The sequence below is a fragment of the Roseibium hamelinense genome (genome assembly GCF_007830545.1).
Lineage (GTDB): Bacteria > Pseudomonadota > Alphaproteobacteria > Rhizobiales > Stappiaceae > Roseibium > Roseibium hamelinense.
This window is the reverse complement of sequence record NZ_VLLF01000006.1, coordinates 228,344-244,042: the sequence shown is the minus strand read 5'-3', so window position 1 is coordinate 244,042 and position 15,699 is coordinate 228,344. Positions and strand designations below refer to the sequence as shown.

Genomic DNA, 15,699 nt, shown 5'->3' with positions numbered 1-15,699 from the left:
CTTTTAAAAACATAGGTCCCGCAGTCGGCATGTCCAACAAACGCCACACCGGCAGGTATCGTGTACGAAACTCAAAATAGAGGTTCTCAATGAGCGTTATGGCCCCTCCCCCTCCCGGAACAGAAGCCAACGATATCGCGCAACGCGCAGAGGCAGCCATTGAGAGCATCCAGGCTGCCCGTTCGGAAATCGCAAGGATCATTTATGGTCAGGAAGCGGTCGTTGAGCACAGTCTGATCACCATTCTTTCAGGTGGGCACGGGTTGTTGGTCGGCGTGCCCGGACTTGCAAAGACAAAGCTGGTTGAAACACTCGGAACCGTGCTCGGCCTAAACGCAAGACGGATCCAATTCACCCCTGATCTCATGCCCTCTGATATTTTGGGCGCTGAAGTCATGGAACAGGCGGCCGACGGAAGCCGCGCCTTCAGGTTCATTCCAGGGCCGGTGTTCTCTCAGTTGCTTATGGCCGACGAAATCAACCGTGCCAGCCCCAGAACACAATCTGCGCTCCTTCAGGCAATGCAGGAATATCACGTGACGGTGGCTGGGCAACCACACGATCTGCCGCGCCCATTCCATGTGCTCGCAACGCAAAACCCGTTGGAACAGGAAGGAACCTATCCGCTTCCTGAGGCGCAACTCGACCGGTTCTTGATGCAAATTGATGTGCACTATCCGGATATGGAGGCAGAGCGCCGCATTATCCTTGAAACAACAGGTGCGGAACAGGCTGATGCGGCAGCAGCGCTTGATGCCGCCAAACTTGCCGCGATACAGCAGCTTGTCCGGCTCATGCCGGTGGGCGAATCCGTCGTCGATGCAATTCTGAAACTGGTACGCGCCGCACGGCCGATCGATGACAATGGAGCTGGCGACGTAACCAAGATGATTGCCTGGGGTCCCGGACCTCGAGCCAGCCAGGCACTCATGCTGACGGTGCGGGCACGGGCACTTGTCGATGGCCGGCTTGCCCCCTCAATTGAAGACGTTCTGGCGCTTGCTGAACCGATCCTCCAGCATCGCATGGCTTTGACCTTTGCCGCACGTGCCGATGGCTATTCCGTTCAAGATGTTATTTCGCGCGTCAAAGAGAGCATAACCTAACGATCGGGGCGGAAAGCGAGCATGGCAAACATGGCACGGGACGAAGCTTCAGCCGTCGACGAAAAAACATGGCCAAATGTGATCGGCGATGCGCGGACAGTCGCGGATGCACTGCCCGACTTGCTCGTCGAAGCCAGTCACGTCGCCAACTCGATGATTGCAGGGTGGCATGGCCGCCGGCGCGCGGGACCTGGGGAGAGTTTTTGGCAATTTCGCCCTTTTCATATGGGCGAGCCGGCAAAACGAATTGATTGGCGCCGGTCCGCGCGAGACGATCATCTTTACGTCCGCGAACGCGAATGGGAGGCAGCCCATACCGTTTGGCTTTGGGCAGACCTGTCAAAATCGATGGTGTTTCAATCAAAACTGTCTCCAGTCTCCAAAAGGGACAGGAGCCTCGTGCTTATGCTTGCGCTCGCCGACATGCTCGCCCATACCGGCGAACGCATTGGACTGCCCGGTGTTACACGGCCGTTTTCGGACCGGAAAGCGGCTGAGCGTCTGGCGGATGCAATCACTCATCTTGGTGCACCGAAATCCTTGCCAGACCCTTCTGGAATTCAACGCTTTTCGGATGTTGTTTTGATTGCCGATCTGTTAGATCCGCTTCCGGAAATATCACAATGGATCTCGCGCGTCGCCAGTACGGGTGCGCGCGGACATTTAGTCCAAGTGCTCGACCCGATAGAAGAAACGTTTCCGTTCGATGGCCGGGTCGAATTTCTGGACCCCGAACACGGAATGCGGTTGACCGCTGGACGCGCGGAGAAATGGCGGGAAGCCTATCAGCAAAAATTGACCGCACACTGTGAAGAACTCCAGCAACTGGCCCGGCGGGCCGGATGGACATTTGTCGTGCATCACACCGACAGAGCGGCTTCCGAACCCTTGTTGGTCTTGCACTCCGCACTGTCTGGCGGCGGCACCACGTTTCAAAACGGGGGGCTTTAAATGTTTGGCCTCCCATTGGCTTTTGCTGCTCCTTGGGTCTTGCTTGGCCTCGCGCTGCTTCCGGCGATTTGGTATCTGCTGCGGTTAACACCACCGAAGCCTCGGGAAGTGTCGTTTCCGCCAACCCGTCTTCTGATGGATATTGACGAGCACGAGGAAACGCCGCAGCGCAGCCCCTGGTGGTTGACCCTGTTGCGGCTTCTTTTGGCAGCAGTTCTGATCATTGCCCTTGCAGGACCGATCTGGCGCCCGGCGGAGGACATTGCGGTCGGCGATGGTCTGACGTGGATACTGATCGACAACGGTTGGACCTCGGCTAAATCGTGGAACGATCAAATCAGCGCTGCCGAACGCATCTTGTCACTGGCAGAGAGTGACGGTCGACCAGTCGTTCTGGCGGCGACCGCCGATGGCGCGTCTCAGCCGCTAACCCCTCAGGCGGCATCAACCACATTGGAGCGCCTGCGCGCCATCGAACCCAAGCCCTATGTTGCGAACCGGCGCGAACTCGTTGTCAAACTTCAAGAAAGTGCGGCCCAAGTTGCACCGGATAGCGTTGTGTGGCTGTCTGACTCGACACATAATGGAGACGCGACAGACGCGTTTAAAAGCGACCTGGAGCGCATCGTCGGCGACGCTGAGATAACCCTTTTAACTGGGCTCGATGTTCCCAAAGGTCTCAAACGTCTCCAAAACGATTCCGAAGCCTTGACCGTCACTGTCGTGCGCCATCCGCAAGACAGGCTGACGACGGCGAGTGTCCGGGTTCTCGATCTGAAAGGTCTGCCGCTTGGCGAGAGCCAAGCCGTTTTCGATCAAGGCGCCTTGGAAACCGAGGCCCGCTTTGAACTCCCAAGCGAGCTTCGCAACGATATTGCGCGGGTTGAAATCACGGGCGAAAATGCAGCCGGTGCAGCTCAGCTTCTTGACGACAGCTGGCGGCGCAGAACGGTCGGGCTGATTTCCGGCCAGGGATCTGATCTGGATCAGCCGCTTTTGTCGCCTCTATATTACCTTGAGCGCGCTCTCACCCCATTTTCTGATTTGCGCATTCCAAAGTCCGCAGATCTTGCCGAAGCCGTATCGGACCTGTTGGATCAACGGATTTCCATTCTGGTGCTGGCAGATGTTGGACGGCTTCCCGATTCAGCGGTTGTTGAACTGGAAGACTGGGTCAGCGATGGCGGGACACTCTTGCGCTTTGCTGGACCACGCACTGCTGGCGGCACGGACACACTAATCCCTGTGGATCTTCGCGCAGGGGGGCGCTCTATGGGAGGAAGCCTGTCCTGGAAACAGCCTCAGCACATGGCGGATTTCACGGCCGACTCACCGTTTACCGGTCTCGCCGTCCCTCCCGAAGTGACCGTAAACCGCCAGGTGCTTGCGGAACCCACAGCAGATCTGCCCGACAGGACCTGGGCAACTCTCGAAGATGGAACGCCGCTTGTCACCGCATCTGATCTGGGCAGGGGCAAAATCATCTTGTTCCATGTCACAGCGGATACCTCTTGGTCGAATCTCCCCCTTTCCGGCAGTTTCCTGGAAATGCTGCGGCGTGTTCTGTCTGGCTCCAATGCGACAGCAGCAACCGACGCGGAGACAGGGGAACAGGGCCAGCTTCCACCATTGCGCCTTCTTGATGGGTATGGCCGGTTCGACGTACCGCCATCGAATGTCACACCGGTTTCGACCTCCGCATTTCAAAATGCATCGGCCTCAAGGCGGACACCACCCGGGCTTTACGGCACAGAAGACGGATTTCGCGCCTTGAACCTGCTAACACCGGAAAATACGTTACAGCCTTTGAACGGCTCAGGATGGTCTGCAAATGTGACCGAGCGGGGGTACCCGGCAAGTGCACCGGTCGACCTTAGGGCGTTGTTGTTCAGCCTTGCATTCATCCTGCTTCTCGCCGATGCGATTGCCGTGATTCTTTTGGCTGGTGGCCTGTCGCGGCTTGGTCTGCGCCGCGCAGGCGCTGTTTCTATTTTTCTGGCAGCAACAGCTTTTGCCTTTGCAAGTCTTTCACCTGCATCGAATGCGGTAGCACAGTCCAGCTCCGAAGAACTTCGCGACCTGGAGGCAAGCCTTGAAACCAGGCTCGCCTATGTGCTGACCGGCGTGCCCGAGATTGATGACGCAAGCGCGGCAGGGTTACAGGGTCTGAGCCAGTATTTGAGCGAACGTACAGCTCTGGAACCGGGTGCACCGATGGGTGTCTCCATCGCAACGGATGAGCTCGCCTTTTACTCGTTGCTCTATTGGCCGATCGATCCGAACGCTGACAAACCAACCGAAAAAAGCATGGCGCGTATCGATACATTCATGCGCAACGGCGGCACTATCCTTTTCGATACCCGGGACCATCTGTCCGCTTCTTCAACCGGGTTCTCGTCAACGCCTGCGACCCTGAAGCTTCGCGAAATCCTAGCAGATCTTGATATTCCGCCTCTGGAACCGGTTCCGCCCGATCACGTACTGACCAAGGCATTTTATCTCCTGGACACATTTCCCGGACGCTACGCGACAAGTCCGCTGTGGGTGGAAAGTCTCGCGGAAACCAACGCACTTGCTGACCGGCCAGTGCGTGCGGGAGATGGGGTGTCACCGATCCTGATCACCGGAAATGATTTTGCCTCCGCATGGGCAATCGATGCGAGCGGTGCATTCATGTACCCGACTGTGCCGAACGATCCGGTTCAACGCGACTACGCATTCAGGTCCGGCGTCAACATCGTAATGTACAGCTTGACCGGCAATTACAAAGCCGACCAGGTCCACATTCCTGCGTTGCTTGAAAGACTGGGACAATGAGGGAGAACCACTTTTGATCTGGTCAATCGCATTTGATCCCTTGGTTCCGGTCTGGGCTCTCCTGGCCGCCGGTGCAGCAATAGCGCTGATTGTAGCGCTGACGGGCTTTTTGCGCTTGCGTGGTTGGCTTTTGCGCGGACTTGCAATGGGCCTTGTTGCGCTTGCGCTCGCAAACCCGGCAATCGAACGTGAAGACCGCGAACCCTTGTCCAGCGTCGTAGCCGTGGTGGTTGATCGCAGTCAGAGCCAGAAATTGTCTGATCGGACACAGATGACCGACATGGCGCTGACGTCTTTGCAGGAACGTGTTGAGGCGCTTCCCGGTTTTGAGATGCGCGTTCTGGAAGCTCGAAATGCTGGCAATGGTGATGGAACGACCCTTTTCAACGATCTTGCAAACGGTCTGTCCGATGTTCCTCCAGACCAAGTGGGTGGCGCCATCCTGCTGACCGACGGGCAGGTGCATGATGTACCGGAAGAGGCAACCGGTATCGGTTTCAATGCGCCGATCCATGCCTTGATTACCGGTCGCCCGGAAGAAAGAGACCGCCGACTTGTGCTTCACAAGGCTCCGCGTTTCGGACTTGTGGGGTCAGAGCAGGTCGTCTCGGTGCGTGTGATTGACAACGGCACCGGCGGCGAGCCGTCCGGCCGTGTGCGCCTGAGCGTCAAACGGGATGGCGCGCTTATTAGCGAACGAAACGCCAGTGTCGGACAGACCATCGATATTCCCGTCGAGATAGTACATGGCGGCGACAATATATTTGAATTTGAAGTTGAAGAGCTTGCCGGTGAGTTGACCACCTTGAACAACAAAGCAGTGGTAACCATTGACGGCATCCGGGAAAACTTGCGTGTCCTCCTGGTGTCCGGTTCGCCCCACGCCGGCGAGCGGACTTGGCGGAACCTTTTGAAATCAGACGCTTCTGTCGATCTTGTTCACTTCACGATTCTCCGGCCACCCGAAAAGCAAGACGGAACACCCATCAACCAGCTATCCTTGATCGCGTTCCCGACCCGAGAGCTGTTTTCGGTCAAGATTGATGAGTTCGACCTCATAATTTTCGACAGGTATGTTCGGCGCGGTGTATTGCCGATGCTCTATTTTGACAACATTGCACGGTACGTGCAGGATGGAGGCGCAGTCCTGCTGGCCGGTGGACCAGACTACGCCGAAGCCGGAAGCCTATACCGGACACCTTTGGCCCCAATTCTGCCCGCCCGACCGACTGGCGCCATCTTGGAAGAACCATTTCATGCAACGGTCGCCAGTCTTGGCGAACGGCACCCCGTGACGCGTGGCCTGCCTGGCGCCTCCCAAGATCCGCCGGACTGGAGCCGATGGTTCCGAGCGGTAGAAACAGAGCTGGATGGGGGACAAACGCTCATGAGTGGCCCGAGCGATGTTCCGTTGCTTGTGCTCAATCGCGAAGGCGAAGGCCGTGTAGCCATGCTTTTGTCCGATCATGTCTGGCTCTGGGCACGCGGATATGAAGGCGGCGGACCGCACGTTCCGCTGCTCCGGCGTTTGGGCCATTGGCTCATGCAGGAGCCCGACCTTGAAGAAGAGGCCTTGCGCGTTTCCATGCGCGGCCCGGAACTGGTTGTCGAACGGCAGACCCTGGGTGATGCCATAGGGGAGGTGACCGTAACGGCCCCCTCGGGCGACGACAAAACAATTGCCATGACCGAGGCTGAACCCGGGCTCTGGCGCGGCACCTCTCCTGTCACCGAAACGGGCCTATACACAGTTACCGAAGGCGAACGGTCCTCCCTTGTGCACGCGGGCCCGCAAAACCCGAAGGAATACACCGACGTTTTATCCACTGAACAGGTTCTGGGGCCGATCAGCGACGCCACCGGCGGCAGCGCTCGTCGACTGACAGACGCAGCCGGAGATGTAGACGTCCCACGCATCGTACCCTTGAAAAATGCGGCGAGTTACGCTGGAGCGGGCTGGATCGGACTGAAATCTACCGATGTAAGCGTGCTCAATGGCGTTGATCGATATCCGCTTTTCTTCGGTCTACTGGGATTGGCCATTCTCCTCGGCGCAATTTCGGCCATGTGGTTCCGCGAAGGGCGCTAGGCTATGGCCAAAATCGGCGAGCAAACGCCTTGCCAGCCGGCTGGTTCGCGCCTTTCAAACACGCAATCAGAAGCCGGGCAGGATCAACCGGGCCGGGCATGGTGATGGAGCCGTAAGAAACCGGCTGAAACCCATAAGGCCCATAGTAGGCGGCATCTCCAACCAGCAGGATCGCGGTTTCACTGGCTTTCCCAGCCTCCTCCACCGCAGTCTTCAGCAGCAATCTGCCGAGACCTTGGTTTTTGTAAGCCGGCGCCACCGTCAACGGTCCAAGCAAATAGGCAGGAGCCGCCCCGATATAAATCGGTGTCATGCGAACCGAGCCCGCCAGCTCTCGCCCAGACAAGCCTACAAAGCTCAGTTTCGGGCAATGCGGCACGCCTTCACGCATTTGGAATGCTGTTCGCACAAACCGGCCCGGCCCGAATGCCTCCGCCTGAAGGCTTTCGATTTGGGCAGCGTCTGTCGCCTCTTCAGGGCGAACGAACCATTTTGTTGGGATCATTATTTGAATTTCCGGCATCAGGGTATTTTCGGCCTGCCGGAAATTCACTTTCCAAATGAAGACTTAAACAGCCGGCAAGGCGCAACGGTACGAACGAGGGCTTTCTCGTCGCAAGGTTCGTCGTCGCATTTCAAAGCCGCCGGCCATTTACAGTCAGTCCCATTTGCTTTTTGTGTTTTTCGCGTAGCACAGCCCCTTAAGACCGTCCATTAAAATTTCCACGAAACACGAAGCACGACCTTCGCCGGTTGTTCACGGGGGCGAAACAGTGCGTCGAATTGCTTGATTGTGCCTCCAGCTATACCAGTTGTTGTGCTTGAACACATTATCGGAGGCAGCTATGGGCGTGCTTGTAAACGGCGAATGGAAAGATCAGTGGTACGATACGAAGTCGACCGGTGGCAGGTTCGTTCGCAAAGACGCAGCCTTTCGGAACTGGATCACCGCAGACGGAAGCGCAGGCGCCACTGGCGATGCCGGATTCAAGGCGGAAAAAGACCGGTACCACCTCTTCGTCTCATATGCTTGCCCCTGGGCCCACCGGGCGCTGGTATTTCGCGAACTCAAGGATCTGACAGACATTGTTCCGGTCACCGCTGTCGAACCGCTCATGCTGGAGAACGGCTGGACCTTCGCTCAAATCGAACCGCTGACTGGCGCTAATTATGCGTGGCAAGTCTACACGAAAGCCGACCCGACTTATTCCGGAAGGGCGACCGTTCCGATCTTGTGGGACAAGCATCAAAACACCATCGTAAGTAACGAGTCTTCTGAGATCATCCGTATGTTCAATGAGGCATTCAACGATGTAACAGGGAACACGCGCGACTTTTATCCAGCCGCCCTGCGTCAGGACATCGACGAGATCAACGCTCGGGTGTACGACACGGTCAATAACGGCGTTTACAAGTCGGGGTTTGCGACCACCAAGGAAGCCTACGAGGAGGCTGTTGTCGGAGTCTTCAAAACGCTCGATATGATTGAGGAACGACTGGCAACACAGCGGTATCTGGTGGGCGATACGCTCACCGACGCCGACTGGCGCCTCTTTACAACGCTGATCCGGTTTGACGCAGTGTATGTTGGCCACTTCAAATGCAACATCCGCCGAATTGAAGACTATCCAAACCTTTCAAATTATCTGAGAGAGCTGTTCCAAATGCCCGGAATATCGCGGACCGTAGACATGCCCACTATCAAGCAGCACTATTACGGTTCTCACGAAACCATCAACCCTACGCGTATTGTTCCGGTCGGACCGGCTTTGGATTTCGGTCGCCACCATGACCGGACACGCCTGAAGGCGGCTGCCTAACCGGTAAGCCTTGTCTAAAAAGGGGTAACGCAAATTGCATTCCGCGAGCCATGTAGCAAACGGTTAACCTATGCAGGGAATGCAGGGCAGCGTCTCGAAAACACACTCTTCTCGCACCTGCGAAAAAGAGTAAAACGTCATCATATCGATTAAATGATGAGCAAAAAATGCTCAGTTATGGGGCCAAGCCGATGATGAAATTCTTCTCCAAGCGCCGCACACGCGCCTATGCATGGAAGCCTGCGGTCGACATGCGCAACCCGCGCATCGTTGCTGCTCTGACAACATTTCCAAGCAACTGATCTCAGACGCACCTGCTCTTCAGGATTGCGCAACTCAAACGGCGCCCCGTTTTTTCTTGACGCGGCGCCGTTTGCGCAGATGATGCCGCACAATGTTAAAGCTTGCGCATCTTTCCGACCCCCACCTTGGTCCCCTGCCCGATCCCAAACTCATTCAGCTTTTTTCAAAGCGGGTCATTGGCTATTTGAACTGGCGACGAAACCGCGCCAAAGCCATGAGTGGCAGTTATCTGGACCGGCTGGTCTCCGATCTCAAATCCCAAAACCCTGATCATATTGCCATCACCGGCGACTTGGTGAACATCGCACTGCCGCTGGAGATTTCCGGAGCGCGTCAGTGGCTAGAAGAAGTCGGCATCCCGGAGCACGTCTCCGTAGTGCCTGGAAACCATGATGCCTACGTCCCAGGTGCCATCAAAAAAGCAATCCGTTCCTGGCTACCTTACATGAGGGGCGACGAAGAAAGCCCGGAAGGCGCTTCAGACGAAGCCACCTTTCCGTATGTCCGCATCCGGGAACATGTTGCAATAGTTGGGGTCTCGACGGCCCGCGCCTCCGCACCCTGGTTTGCTACCGGGCGGTTGGGAAGCGCGCAGTCGAGACGGCTTGCCACAACCCTTGAAGAGCTCGGCCAGCGCGGACTTTTGCGCGTTGTTTTGATCCACCACCCGCCATTTCGAAAGGCCACGCGCTGGCACAAGCGGCTTTCCGACGCCTCGCGTTTACGCGCAGCGGTCAAACGGGCCGGCGCCGAATTGATATTGCATGGACACACTCATATCGACAGCCGTGCGACAATTGAAGGGCCCGACGGCCCGGTGCCGGTAATCGGGGTGCCATCCGCAACGTCCGCACCGGGTGGGAAAAACCCGGCTGCCCGCTACAATGTTTTTGAGTTAACCAAGCACGGTGATAGCTTCTCATGCGTGATGAGTGAGCACGGGTTTGAGCCAAATGGAGAAAACGTTGTCAAACTTTCCGAACGACGGCTTGAGATTCCCCGCTCCATTCCGGCATGATTGACTGTGTGAATTTTACCTGATTGCGGGGTCGCTATCAGAGCGGATTTGCGAACCACGCAAATGCGATCAGACCGCCGATTCCGGCCAAGGCACCGAAAGAAAACGCGCTGAGCACCGGAAGCCAAACACTTCCCTTCGCCTCTTTCGGAGCCGAGCTGGTCTCGATTGCGACCTTCCGCAACCGATTGTTTAGCCAGTCTCCCTCCAGCGCTTTTTCACGCTCGAGAATGCGCTCGGCTATATATTCCGTCAAGCAATCGGCCATGTCATCGATCTCGGCCGTCTCCAGAACCACAACTCTGCCAAGACGGGTGTCTTTCACAAAGCGGTAGGTTTTCCGGTCACCGCCGACCATCACATGACTGGTTACATCGATCCAAAGGCGCGGTGTCGAACCCGACAGGATTTGCAAGGAAAACTGATCGTCGTCTTCAGGGATCTCCTTGAAAACGTCTTTCATCTCATCGGCGAGCAATTCGAGCCGTGCTTTTTCAGTCTCCTGAAGTTCAACCACCACGTCGGAGCGCTCAACCTCGCCGAGCTGGACCTTGCGAATGGCATCGCGCAAAGAGCGAACACGCGCGTGTGGCACCACGTTATCCTGCATTTCAGACATTGCTTGTCCGGCTCCATTCTGATTCGGTCGCTGTTGGTGCCGGTAATCTTAATCAAGTGTTACCGGCGCAAAACCTCTGCGTGCGCCGCCGAATGAGTCATCCACTGGGTTTGCAGAGGACATGGTTAACGCCCATTAAGCTATTTCATTAACACATTTCAGATCGCGGTTGCATTTCCGCAAGAAAAGATGCTGCGTTATGCAGTGTTTTGTGCCGCGTCAGCCAACCTGGAGCCTTGTCATGAAAGTCAACGGAGAAAAGTATCGAACAATCTGGCCTGCTGAAGATGGCAGCGGGGTCGTGATCATTGACCAGACAAAGTTTCCGCACACATTTGAAACGACTTCTCTTCTCGACCTTGAGGATGCCGCGCATGCAATCCGGGTCATGCAGGTCCGGGGTGCACCGTTGATTGGCGCAACGGCCGCCTTTGGGGTTGCCCTTGGTATGAAGGCTGACCCGTCGGATGAATCTCTGCACGCTGCTTGCGATACGCTTCTTGCCACCCGGCCAACCGCCGTCAACCTCAAATGGGCCTTAGACATTGCCCGCAAGAGACTCATCCAGATCGCCCCGGAAAGGCGTGCTCACGCCGCATTCGAGCTTGCTTCACAGATCTGCGACGATGACATCGCGACCAATATGGCGATTGGCATGCACGGCATGGAACTGATCACTGAGATCGCCAAGAAAAAACGGCCCGGCGAACCGGTGAATGTGCTGACACATTGCAATGCGGGCTGGCTTGCCACAGTCGATTGGGGAACGGCAACAGCTCCGATTTACATGTCCCATGACAGCGGTATTCCCGTACATGTGTGGGTGGATGAAACAAGACCCAGAAACCAAGGGGCATTCCTGACGGCTTGGGAACTGGGCCACCACGGTGTTCCGCACACTGTTGTCGTCGACAATGCGGGCGGACATCTCATGCAACACGGCAAGGTCGATCTTGTGATAACGGGAACCGATAGGACCACCGCGGACGGGGATGTTTGCAATAAAATCGGGACGTACCTCAAGGCACTGGCTGCCCGCGACAACGGTGTCCCGTTCTATGTCGCTCTCCCCTCATCGACCATAGACTTTTCCTTGTCAGATGGCCTGAGCCAGATCCCGATCGAAGAACGGTCAGGCACTGAAGTCAGCCATATCACTGGACTGACCGAAGACGGGCGTACTGAAACAGTAGAGATCGTCGCTCCGGGATCCGATACTGCGAATCCCGCTTTCGACGTCACACCGGCGCGGCTTGTTACCGGACTGATCACCGAGCGCGGTGTCCTGGAAGCGAACCGTAAGGCTATAGTCAAAGCCTTCCCGGAGCGGATGAAGATGAGCGCCTAGGCTCGCTCAAAACCCAGGCAAGGCACGTGCGGTGCGGTGTCGGCGGTATATATACCAAGCGTTCTCGGGTCATCAGCAACTTCAATGGAGCGCTTGAACGGCCTGAATCCACAGGACTGGTAGAAGCGCATTGCCTGGGGACTGTCGGCGGTGCAGGTATGTAACCACAAGCGTTTAGTTTCTGGCCGGGACCAGGCAATTTCAACCGCCTGCGCCATCAACCAGCGGCCTACCCCACCGCCAATAGCGCTTGGAACAAGCCCAAAATATGAGAGCTCGACATTGGCCGGATCTTGAAAATTGAGCTCAAGCGTACCGATTGGCTTCTGGCCACGCATTGGCAGATAGTTCTCTCGGGTCGGCTCACAGAGAAGCGCCTCCAAGGCAGCATCCGGCTCAACGAGGCGGCCAAACCAGATCCAGTCTTCGCCTATCTCCCGGAACAACGACTTGTAGGCCGACGCATCTGGCCGTTGCCATCGTTTCAAAACAACATCATTTCGATCCCCGGCAAGCCGTGAACTTGGCTTTTTGATCATTTCGAGATGCGTGACGACTACGGCAATCTTATTGTTTGGAATATCCGTGTAGCCGTTGAGATCCAGTTCTAAGCTTGGCATCCAGTCTCCATTTCAGCCGCTCGAAGAGACGCTTTTCCTCCCCCGCAAACCGCCGGAAAATCGGCAGGTCGTTCAAGTTTTAATGAACATTGAAAGGCGCTTGAAAGCGGCCGGGAGTACACACGCTTATCGTATCTGTGTGAGATGCACAAATGCCTGAGATCAGCAGTTTCAGAACGGGCAACCGTTTCAAATTTCGCAATAAAATTAATTGGGCCGACAGAAACAAAGCCTGGAGCCAACATCGGGCTCAGGGGTTAAGAAAAGTCAGGGCATCGGAAACCGTCTGGTGAATTCGGTACTTCGAAGCAACATCGAATTCAGTGAATTGCAGGCGATCTACACCGTCCGTTCACGGATGGCAAATCCGTACGCTGCTTACAACAACTCATCGGTAATCGGAAACCGGATAAACACCCTGGTGTAGAGCACCCGGCAATAGGGTTAACGGTCGATTAACCATGTTCTGCGACCTTCATCGTGTATCCAGGAGAGATGCACGATGCCCAAGGTCGGGAACTACGTTCAGCGCGATTATCACAACACTTTCAAATCGCGAAAGAAAAACACATGGTCCGACTACAATGACAGTTGGAACAAGCGCCGCGCAAAAGCTGCTCAGAAAAGCGAGCAGCTCCGGACAACAGCTTTTTCGTTCATCATGTCCAGCGCTCAAGCTGGCCAGGCAAAAACCATGTATCTTCTGCAAAACGCGGGCGGAACGCAGCAATATGCCAGCACGACAGCGGTCATGAACCGGGTCAATATTCTGGCGTAACTTCCCCTAGTACCTCTCGCGTCTAAATCGTCCCGATCGTCTTGAGTTTTGCACGTGGATGAACCTCGTTCTGGCTCATAACGGTTGTTTGTGCCCGAAAACGCTCGACTATTGAACGAATGAACGGCCTGGTTTGCGGGGATGTCAGCAAGACAGGGACCTCACCTTGTTGTGCGGCCTGCTCAAAGGCGTCCCGCACGAGACCGACAAATTCCTGAAGTTTGCTTGGTTGCATTGCCAACTGCTTGTCGTCGCCATCTCCAACAATCGCTTCCAGGAACGCCTGCTCCCACTGCGGAGACATGGCAATCAGCGGCAAGTAACCACCGGGCGAGAGGTTCGCCGCACAAATCTGGCGGCCAAGCCTCATGCGCACATGCTCTGCGATGCTGTTGGTATTGCGTGTCATCCCGGTTGCCTCGGAAACGCCCTCCAGAATGGTTCCAAGATCGCGGATAGAAATACGCTCGGAAAGAAGCGTTTGCAGGATCCGCTGGATACCGGAGACTGTGATCTGCGACGGAATAAGATCATCAACCAGCTTCGCCTGCTCGCCTTGGAGTTCTTTCAGCAGTTTCTGAACATCACCATAGGTCAGCAATTCGCTGATGTTTGCCTTAATGGTTTCGGTCAAATGGGTCGATAGCACGGTCGCTGGATCAACCACCGTGTATCCGCGCAACGACGCGTCCTCGCGGTACTGCGCATCGACCCATGTCGCAGGCAATCCAAACGTAGGTTCGGTTGTGTGCGTCCCGGGCAACTTAACCTGTCCACCAGCCGGATCCATGACCATGTAGTGGTTCGGGTAGAGAACGCCGCGTCCCGCCTCAACTTCCTTGACCTTGATCACGTAGTCATTTGCACCAAGCTGAATATTGTCGAGAATACGAACCGGAGGCATGATAACCCCCATGTCCGAGGCGATCTGGCGACGGAGCGCTTTGATTTGTTCCGTCAACTGATCCCCGCCAGTGGTGTCCTTGCCGTTAATGAGGGCCAGCAGCGCATATCCCATCTCGATGCGAAGCTCGTCCATCTTCAGGGCATCGGTAATCGGCGGCTCGGGAGCAGGCTTGGGCACCGCTTCGATTGCTTTTTTCTGCGCAGCCTGAGCGGCAACCTGCTTTTTCTTTGCGCTCACCTGATATGCTAAGTACCCGGCAACACCGGCAAGTCCGAGAAACGGAATCATGGGCATGCCCGGCAGCAGCGCAAGCACAATCATAACCGCGGCCGACATGCCCAGCGCTTTGGGATAGCCGGTAAACTGCTCCGCCAGTGCCTTGTCAGCCGCACCGGTTACACCGGCTTTTGACACAAGCAGGCCCGCAGCTGTTGAAACGATTAGGGCAGGTATCTGGGAGACAAGGCCGTCGCCAATTGTCAAGAGCGTGTAGTTGTTTGCCGCTTCGCTGAAGGAAAGCTCCATCTGCGCGACGCCGATAAAGATACCACCCAGAATATTGATAAAGGTGATCAGCAGTCCGGCGATGGCATCCCCGCGAACAAACTTCGAGGCACCATCCATGGCCCCGAAAAAGGAGCTTTCATCCTCAAGGTTTTTCCGACGGGTCCGTGCTTCAGCCTCATCAATCAGTCCCGCAGATAGGTCCGCGTCGATCGCCATCTGCTTGCCGGGCATGGCATCCAGCGTGAACCTTGCTGCCACTTCGGCGATACGCCCCGAGCCTTTTGTAATTACGACAAAATTCACAATTACAAGGATCGCAAATACGATGATCCCGATAACGAAGTTCCCGCCCATCACCAGGTTGCCGAACGACTGGATCACATTGCCTGCAGCAGCAGTTCCCTCATGGCCGTTTGACAGGATCAGCCGGGTGGAGGCGATGTTCAGGCCAAGCCGCAACATTGTCGCAATCAGCAAGACCGTCGGAAAGGACGAAAACTCAAGCGGCTTTTGAATGAACAGTCCGGTCATTAAAACCAGAACTGAAAAGATAATCGAGACCGCAAGAAACATGTCCAGCATGACCGGCGGCATGGGCAGGATCAAAAGCGTCAGAATGACCAGAACACCGACTGCGAGCCCGGTATCTCCTTTGCGCAACATATCCCAGATTTCATTGAGTCCGGGGAAGGCAAAGGCCGGTTTTTCAGCCTGTGCAACAGGCGCAGGAACATTGCCGGCGCTGCCGCTGGTCTGTCCGCTGTCCTGAGCCGTGGTGTCTGCCATTTAAGTCCTCATGAGATATGGCATGGTGAT

General features: G+C 56.0%; 13 protein-coding genes. 9 read left to right on the top strand and 4 right to left on the bottom strand.

The annotated features are described in order from the left end of the window. The first annotated feature begins 89 nt into the window (after positions 1–89). From JM93_RS13655 to JM93_RS13640, 4 genes are read left to right on the top strand one after another with little or no spacing between them, the layout of a single operon-like run. Positions 90–1,106, top strand: a complete 1,017-nt coding sequence (locus tag JM93_RS13655; RefSeq protein ID WP_145344303.1) for an AAA family ATPase — start codon at positions 90–92, stop codon at positions 1,104–1,106. A gap of 30 nt (positions 1,107–1,136) precedes the next feature. Next, positions 1,137–2,057: a DUF58 domain-containing protein gene (locus tag JM93_RS13650; RefSeq protein WP_145344474.1), complete on the top strand. Its 921-nt coding sequence runs from the start codon at positions 1,137–1,139 to the stop codon at positions 2,055–2,057. Then, positions 2,058–4,874: a DUF4159 domain-containing protein gene (locus JM93_RS13645; protein WP_145344301.1), complete on the top strand. Its 2,817-nt coding sequence runs from the start codon at positions 2,058–2,060 to the stop codon at positions 4,872–4,874. Positions 4,875–4,887: 13 nt separating this feature from the next. Next, complete coding sequence (locus tag JM93_RS13640; protein WP_145344299.1) at positions 4,888–6,963, top strand: hypothetical protein; 2,076 nt, start codon at positions 4,888–4,890, stop codon at positions 6,961–6,963. A gap of 1 nt (position 6,964) precedes the next feature. On the opposite strand, the gene JM93_RS13635 is transcribed toward JM93_RS13640, so the two are convergent. Continuing rightward, a complete protein-coding gene (locus tag JM93_RS13635; RefSeq protein WP_145344297.1) occupies positions 6,965–7,468 on the bottom strand; it encodes a GNAT family N-acetyltransferase in 504 nt (167 codons plus the stop codon). A 340-nt stretch (positions 7,469–7,808) separates the two neighbouring features. On the opposite strand from JM93_RS13635, the gene JM93_RS13630 reads away from it, so the two are divergent. The 3 genes from JM93_RS13630 to JM93_RS13625 all read left to right on the top strand — a co-directional run bounded on the left by JM93_RS13630 (position 7,809) and on the right by JM93_RS13625 (position 10,104). Further along, positions 7,809–8,783 (top strand): glutathione S-transferase family protein, encoded by a 975-nt coding sequence (locus tag JM93_RS13630; protein ID WP_145344295.1) that lies wholly within the window; start codon positions 7,809–7,811, stop codon positions 8,781–8,783. Between the two features lie 167 nt (positions 8,784–8,950). Further along, complete coding sequence (locus JM93_RS22285) at positions 8,951–9,085, top strand: hypothetical protein (RefSeq protein WP_280114428.1); 135 nt, start codon at positions 8,951–8,953, stop codon at positions 9,083–9,085. Positions 9,086–9,177: 92 nt separating this feature from the next. Further along, on the top strand, positions 9,178–10,104 hold the full coding sequence (locus tag JM93_RS13625) for a metallophosphoesterase family protein (RefSeq protein ID WP_145344293.1): 927 nt from the start codon (positions 9,178–9,180) through the stop codon (positions 10,102–10,104). A gap of 37 nt (positions 10,105–10,141) precedes the next feature. Here JM93_RS13625 and JM93_RS13620 read toward each other — a convergent pair whose 3' ends face one another. Beyond that, a complete protein-coding gene (locus tag JM93_RS13620; protein ID WP_145344291.1) occupies positions 10,142–10,723 on the bottom strand; it encodes a hypothetical protein in 582 nt (193 codons plus the stop codon). 241 nt (positions 10,724–10,964) lie between these two features. On the opposite strand from JM93_RS13620, the gene mtnA reads away from it, so the two are divergent. Continuing rightward, the gene (mtnA, locus tag JM93_RS13615) at positions 10,965–12,071 is read left to right on the top strand and encodes an S-methyl-5-thioribose-1-phosphate isomerase (protein ID WP_145344289.1); all 1,107 of its coding nucleotides are present in this window, start codon (positions 10,965–10,967) and stop codon (positions 12,069–12,071) included. Here mtnA and JM93_RS13610 read toward each other — a convergent pair. After that, on the bottom strand, positions 12,068–12,691 hold the full coding sequence (locus tag JM93_RS13610) for a GNAT family N-acetyltransferase (protein WP_145344287.1): 624 nt from the start codon (positions 12,689–12,691) through the stop codon (positions 12,068–12,070). The genes mtnA and JM93_RS13610 overlap by 4 nt on opposite strands. Positions 12,692–13,193: 502 nt before the next feature. Here JM93_RS13610 and JM93_RS13605 point away from each other — a divergent pair. Continuing rightward, the gene (locus tag JM93_RS13605; RefSeq protein ID WP_145344285.1) at positions 13,194–13,469 is read left to right on the top strand and encodes a flagellar biosynthesis protein; all 276 of its coding nucleotides are present in this window, start codon (positions 13,194–13,196) and stop codon (positions 13,467–13,469) included. Positions 13,470–13,491: 22 nt separating this feature from the next. Here JM93_RS13605 and flhA read toward each other — a convergent pair whose 3' ends face one another. Continuing rightward, entirely contained in the window at positions 13,492–15,669 is a 2,178-nt protein-coding gene (gene flhA / locus JM93_RS13600) for a flagellar biosynthesis protein FlhA (RefSeq protein WP_145344283.1), read from the bottom strand. Positions 15,670–15,699: the final 30 nt, after the last annotated feature.

What these genes read in the sequence shown, in the direction of transcription:
- JM93_RS13605 (WP_145344285.1), top strand. Translation starts at nt 13,194, where the DNA reads ATGCCCAAGGTCGGGAACTACGTTCAGCGCGATTATCACAACACTTTC.
- JM93_RS13630 (WP_145344295.1), top strand. Translation starts at nt 7,809, where the DNA reads ATGGGCGTGCTTGTAAACGGCGAATGGAAAGATCAGTGGTACGATACG.
- JM93_RS13650 (WP_145344474.1), top strand. Translation starts at nt 1,137, where the DNA reads ATGGCACGGGACGAAGCTTCAGCCGTCGACGAAAAAACATGGCCAAAT.
- flhA (WP_145344283.1), bottom strand. Translation starts at nt 15,669, where the DNA reads ATGGCAGACACCACGGCTCAGGACAGCGGACAGACCAGCGGCAGCGCC.
- JM93_RS13645 (WP_145344301.1), top strand. Translation starts at nt 2,058, where the DNA reads ATGTTTGGCCTCCCATTGGCTTTTGCTGCTCCTTGGGTCTTGCTTGGC.
- JM93_RS13610 (WP_145344287.1), bottom strand. Translation starts at nt 12,691, where the DNA reads ATGCCAAGCTTAGAACTGGATCTCAACGGCTACACGGATATTCCAAAC.
- JM93_RS13620 (WP_145344291.1), bottom strand. Translation starts at nt 10,723, where the DNA reads ATGTCTGAAATGCAGGATAACGTGGTGCCACACGCGCGTGTTCGCTCT.
- JM93_RS13625 (WP_145344293.1), top strand. Translation starts at nt 9,178, where the DNA reads ATGTTAAAGCTTGCGCATCTTTCCGACCCCCACCTTGGTCCCCTGCCC.
- JM93_RS13655 (WP_145344303.1), top strand. Translation starts at nt 90, where the DNA reads ATGAGCGTTATGGCCCCTCCCCCTCCCGGAACAGAAGCCAACGATATC.
- JM93_RS22285 (WP_280114428.1), top strand. Translation starts at nt 8,951, where the DNA reads ATGCTCAGTTATGGGGCCAAGCCGATGATGAAATTCTTCTCCAAGCGC.
- JM93_RS13635 (WP_145344297.1), bottom strand. Translation starts at nt 7,468, where the DNA reads ATGATCCCAACAAAATGGTTCGTTCGCCCTGAAGAGGCGACAGACGCT.
- mtnA (WP_145344289.1), top strand. Translation starts at nt 10,965, where the DNA reads ATGAAAGTCAACGGAGAAAAGTATCGAACAATCTGGCCTGCTGAAGAT.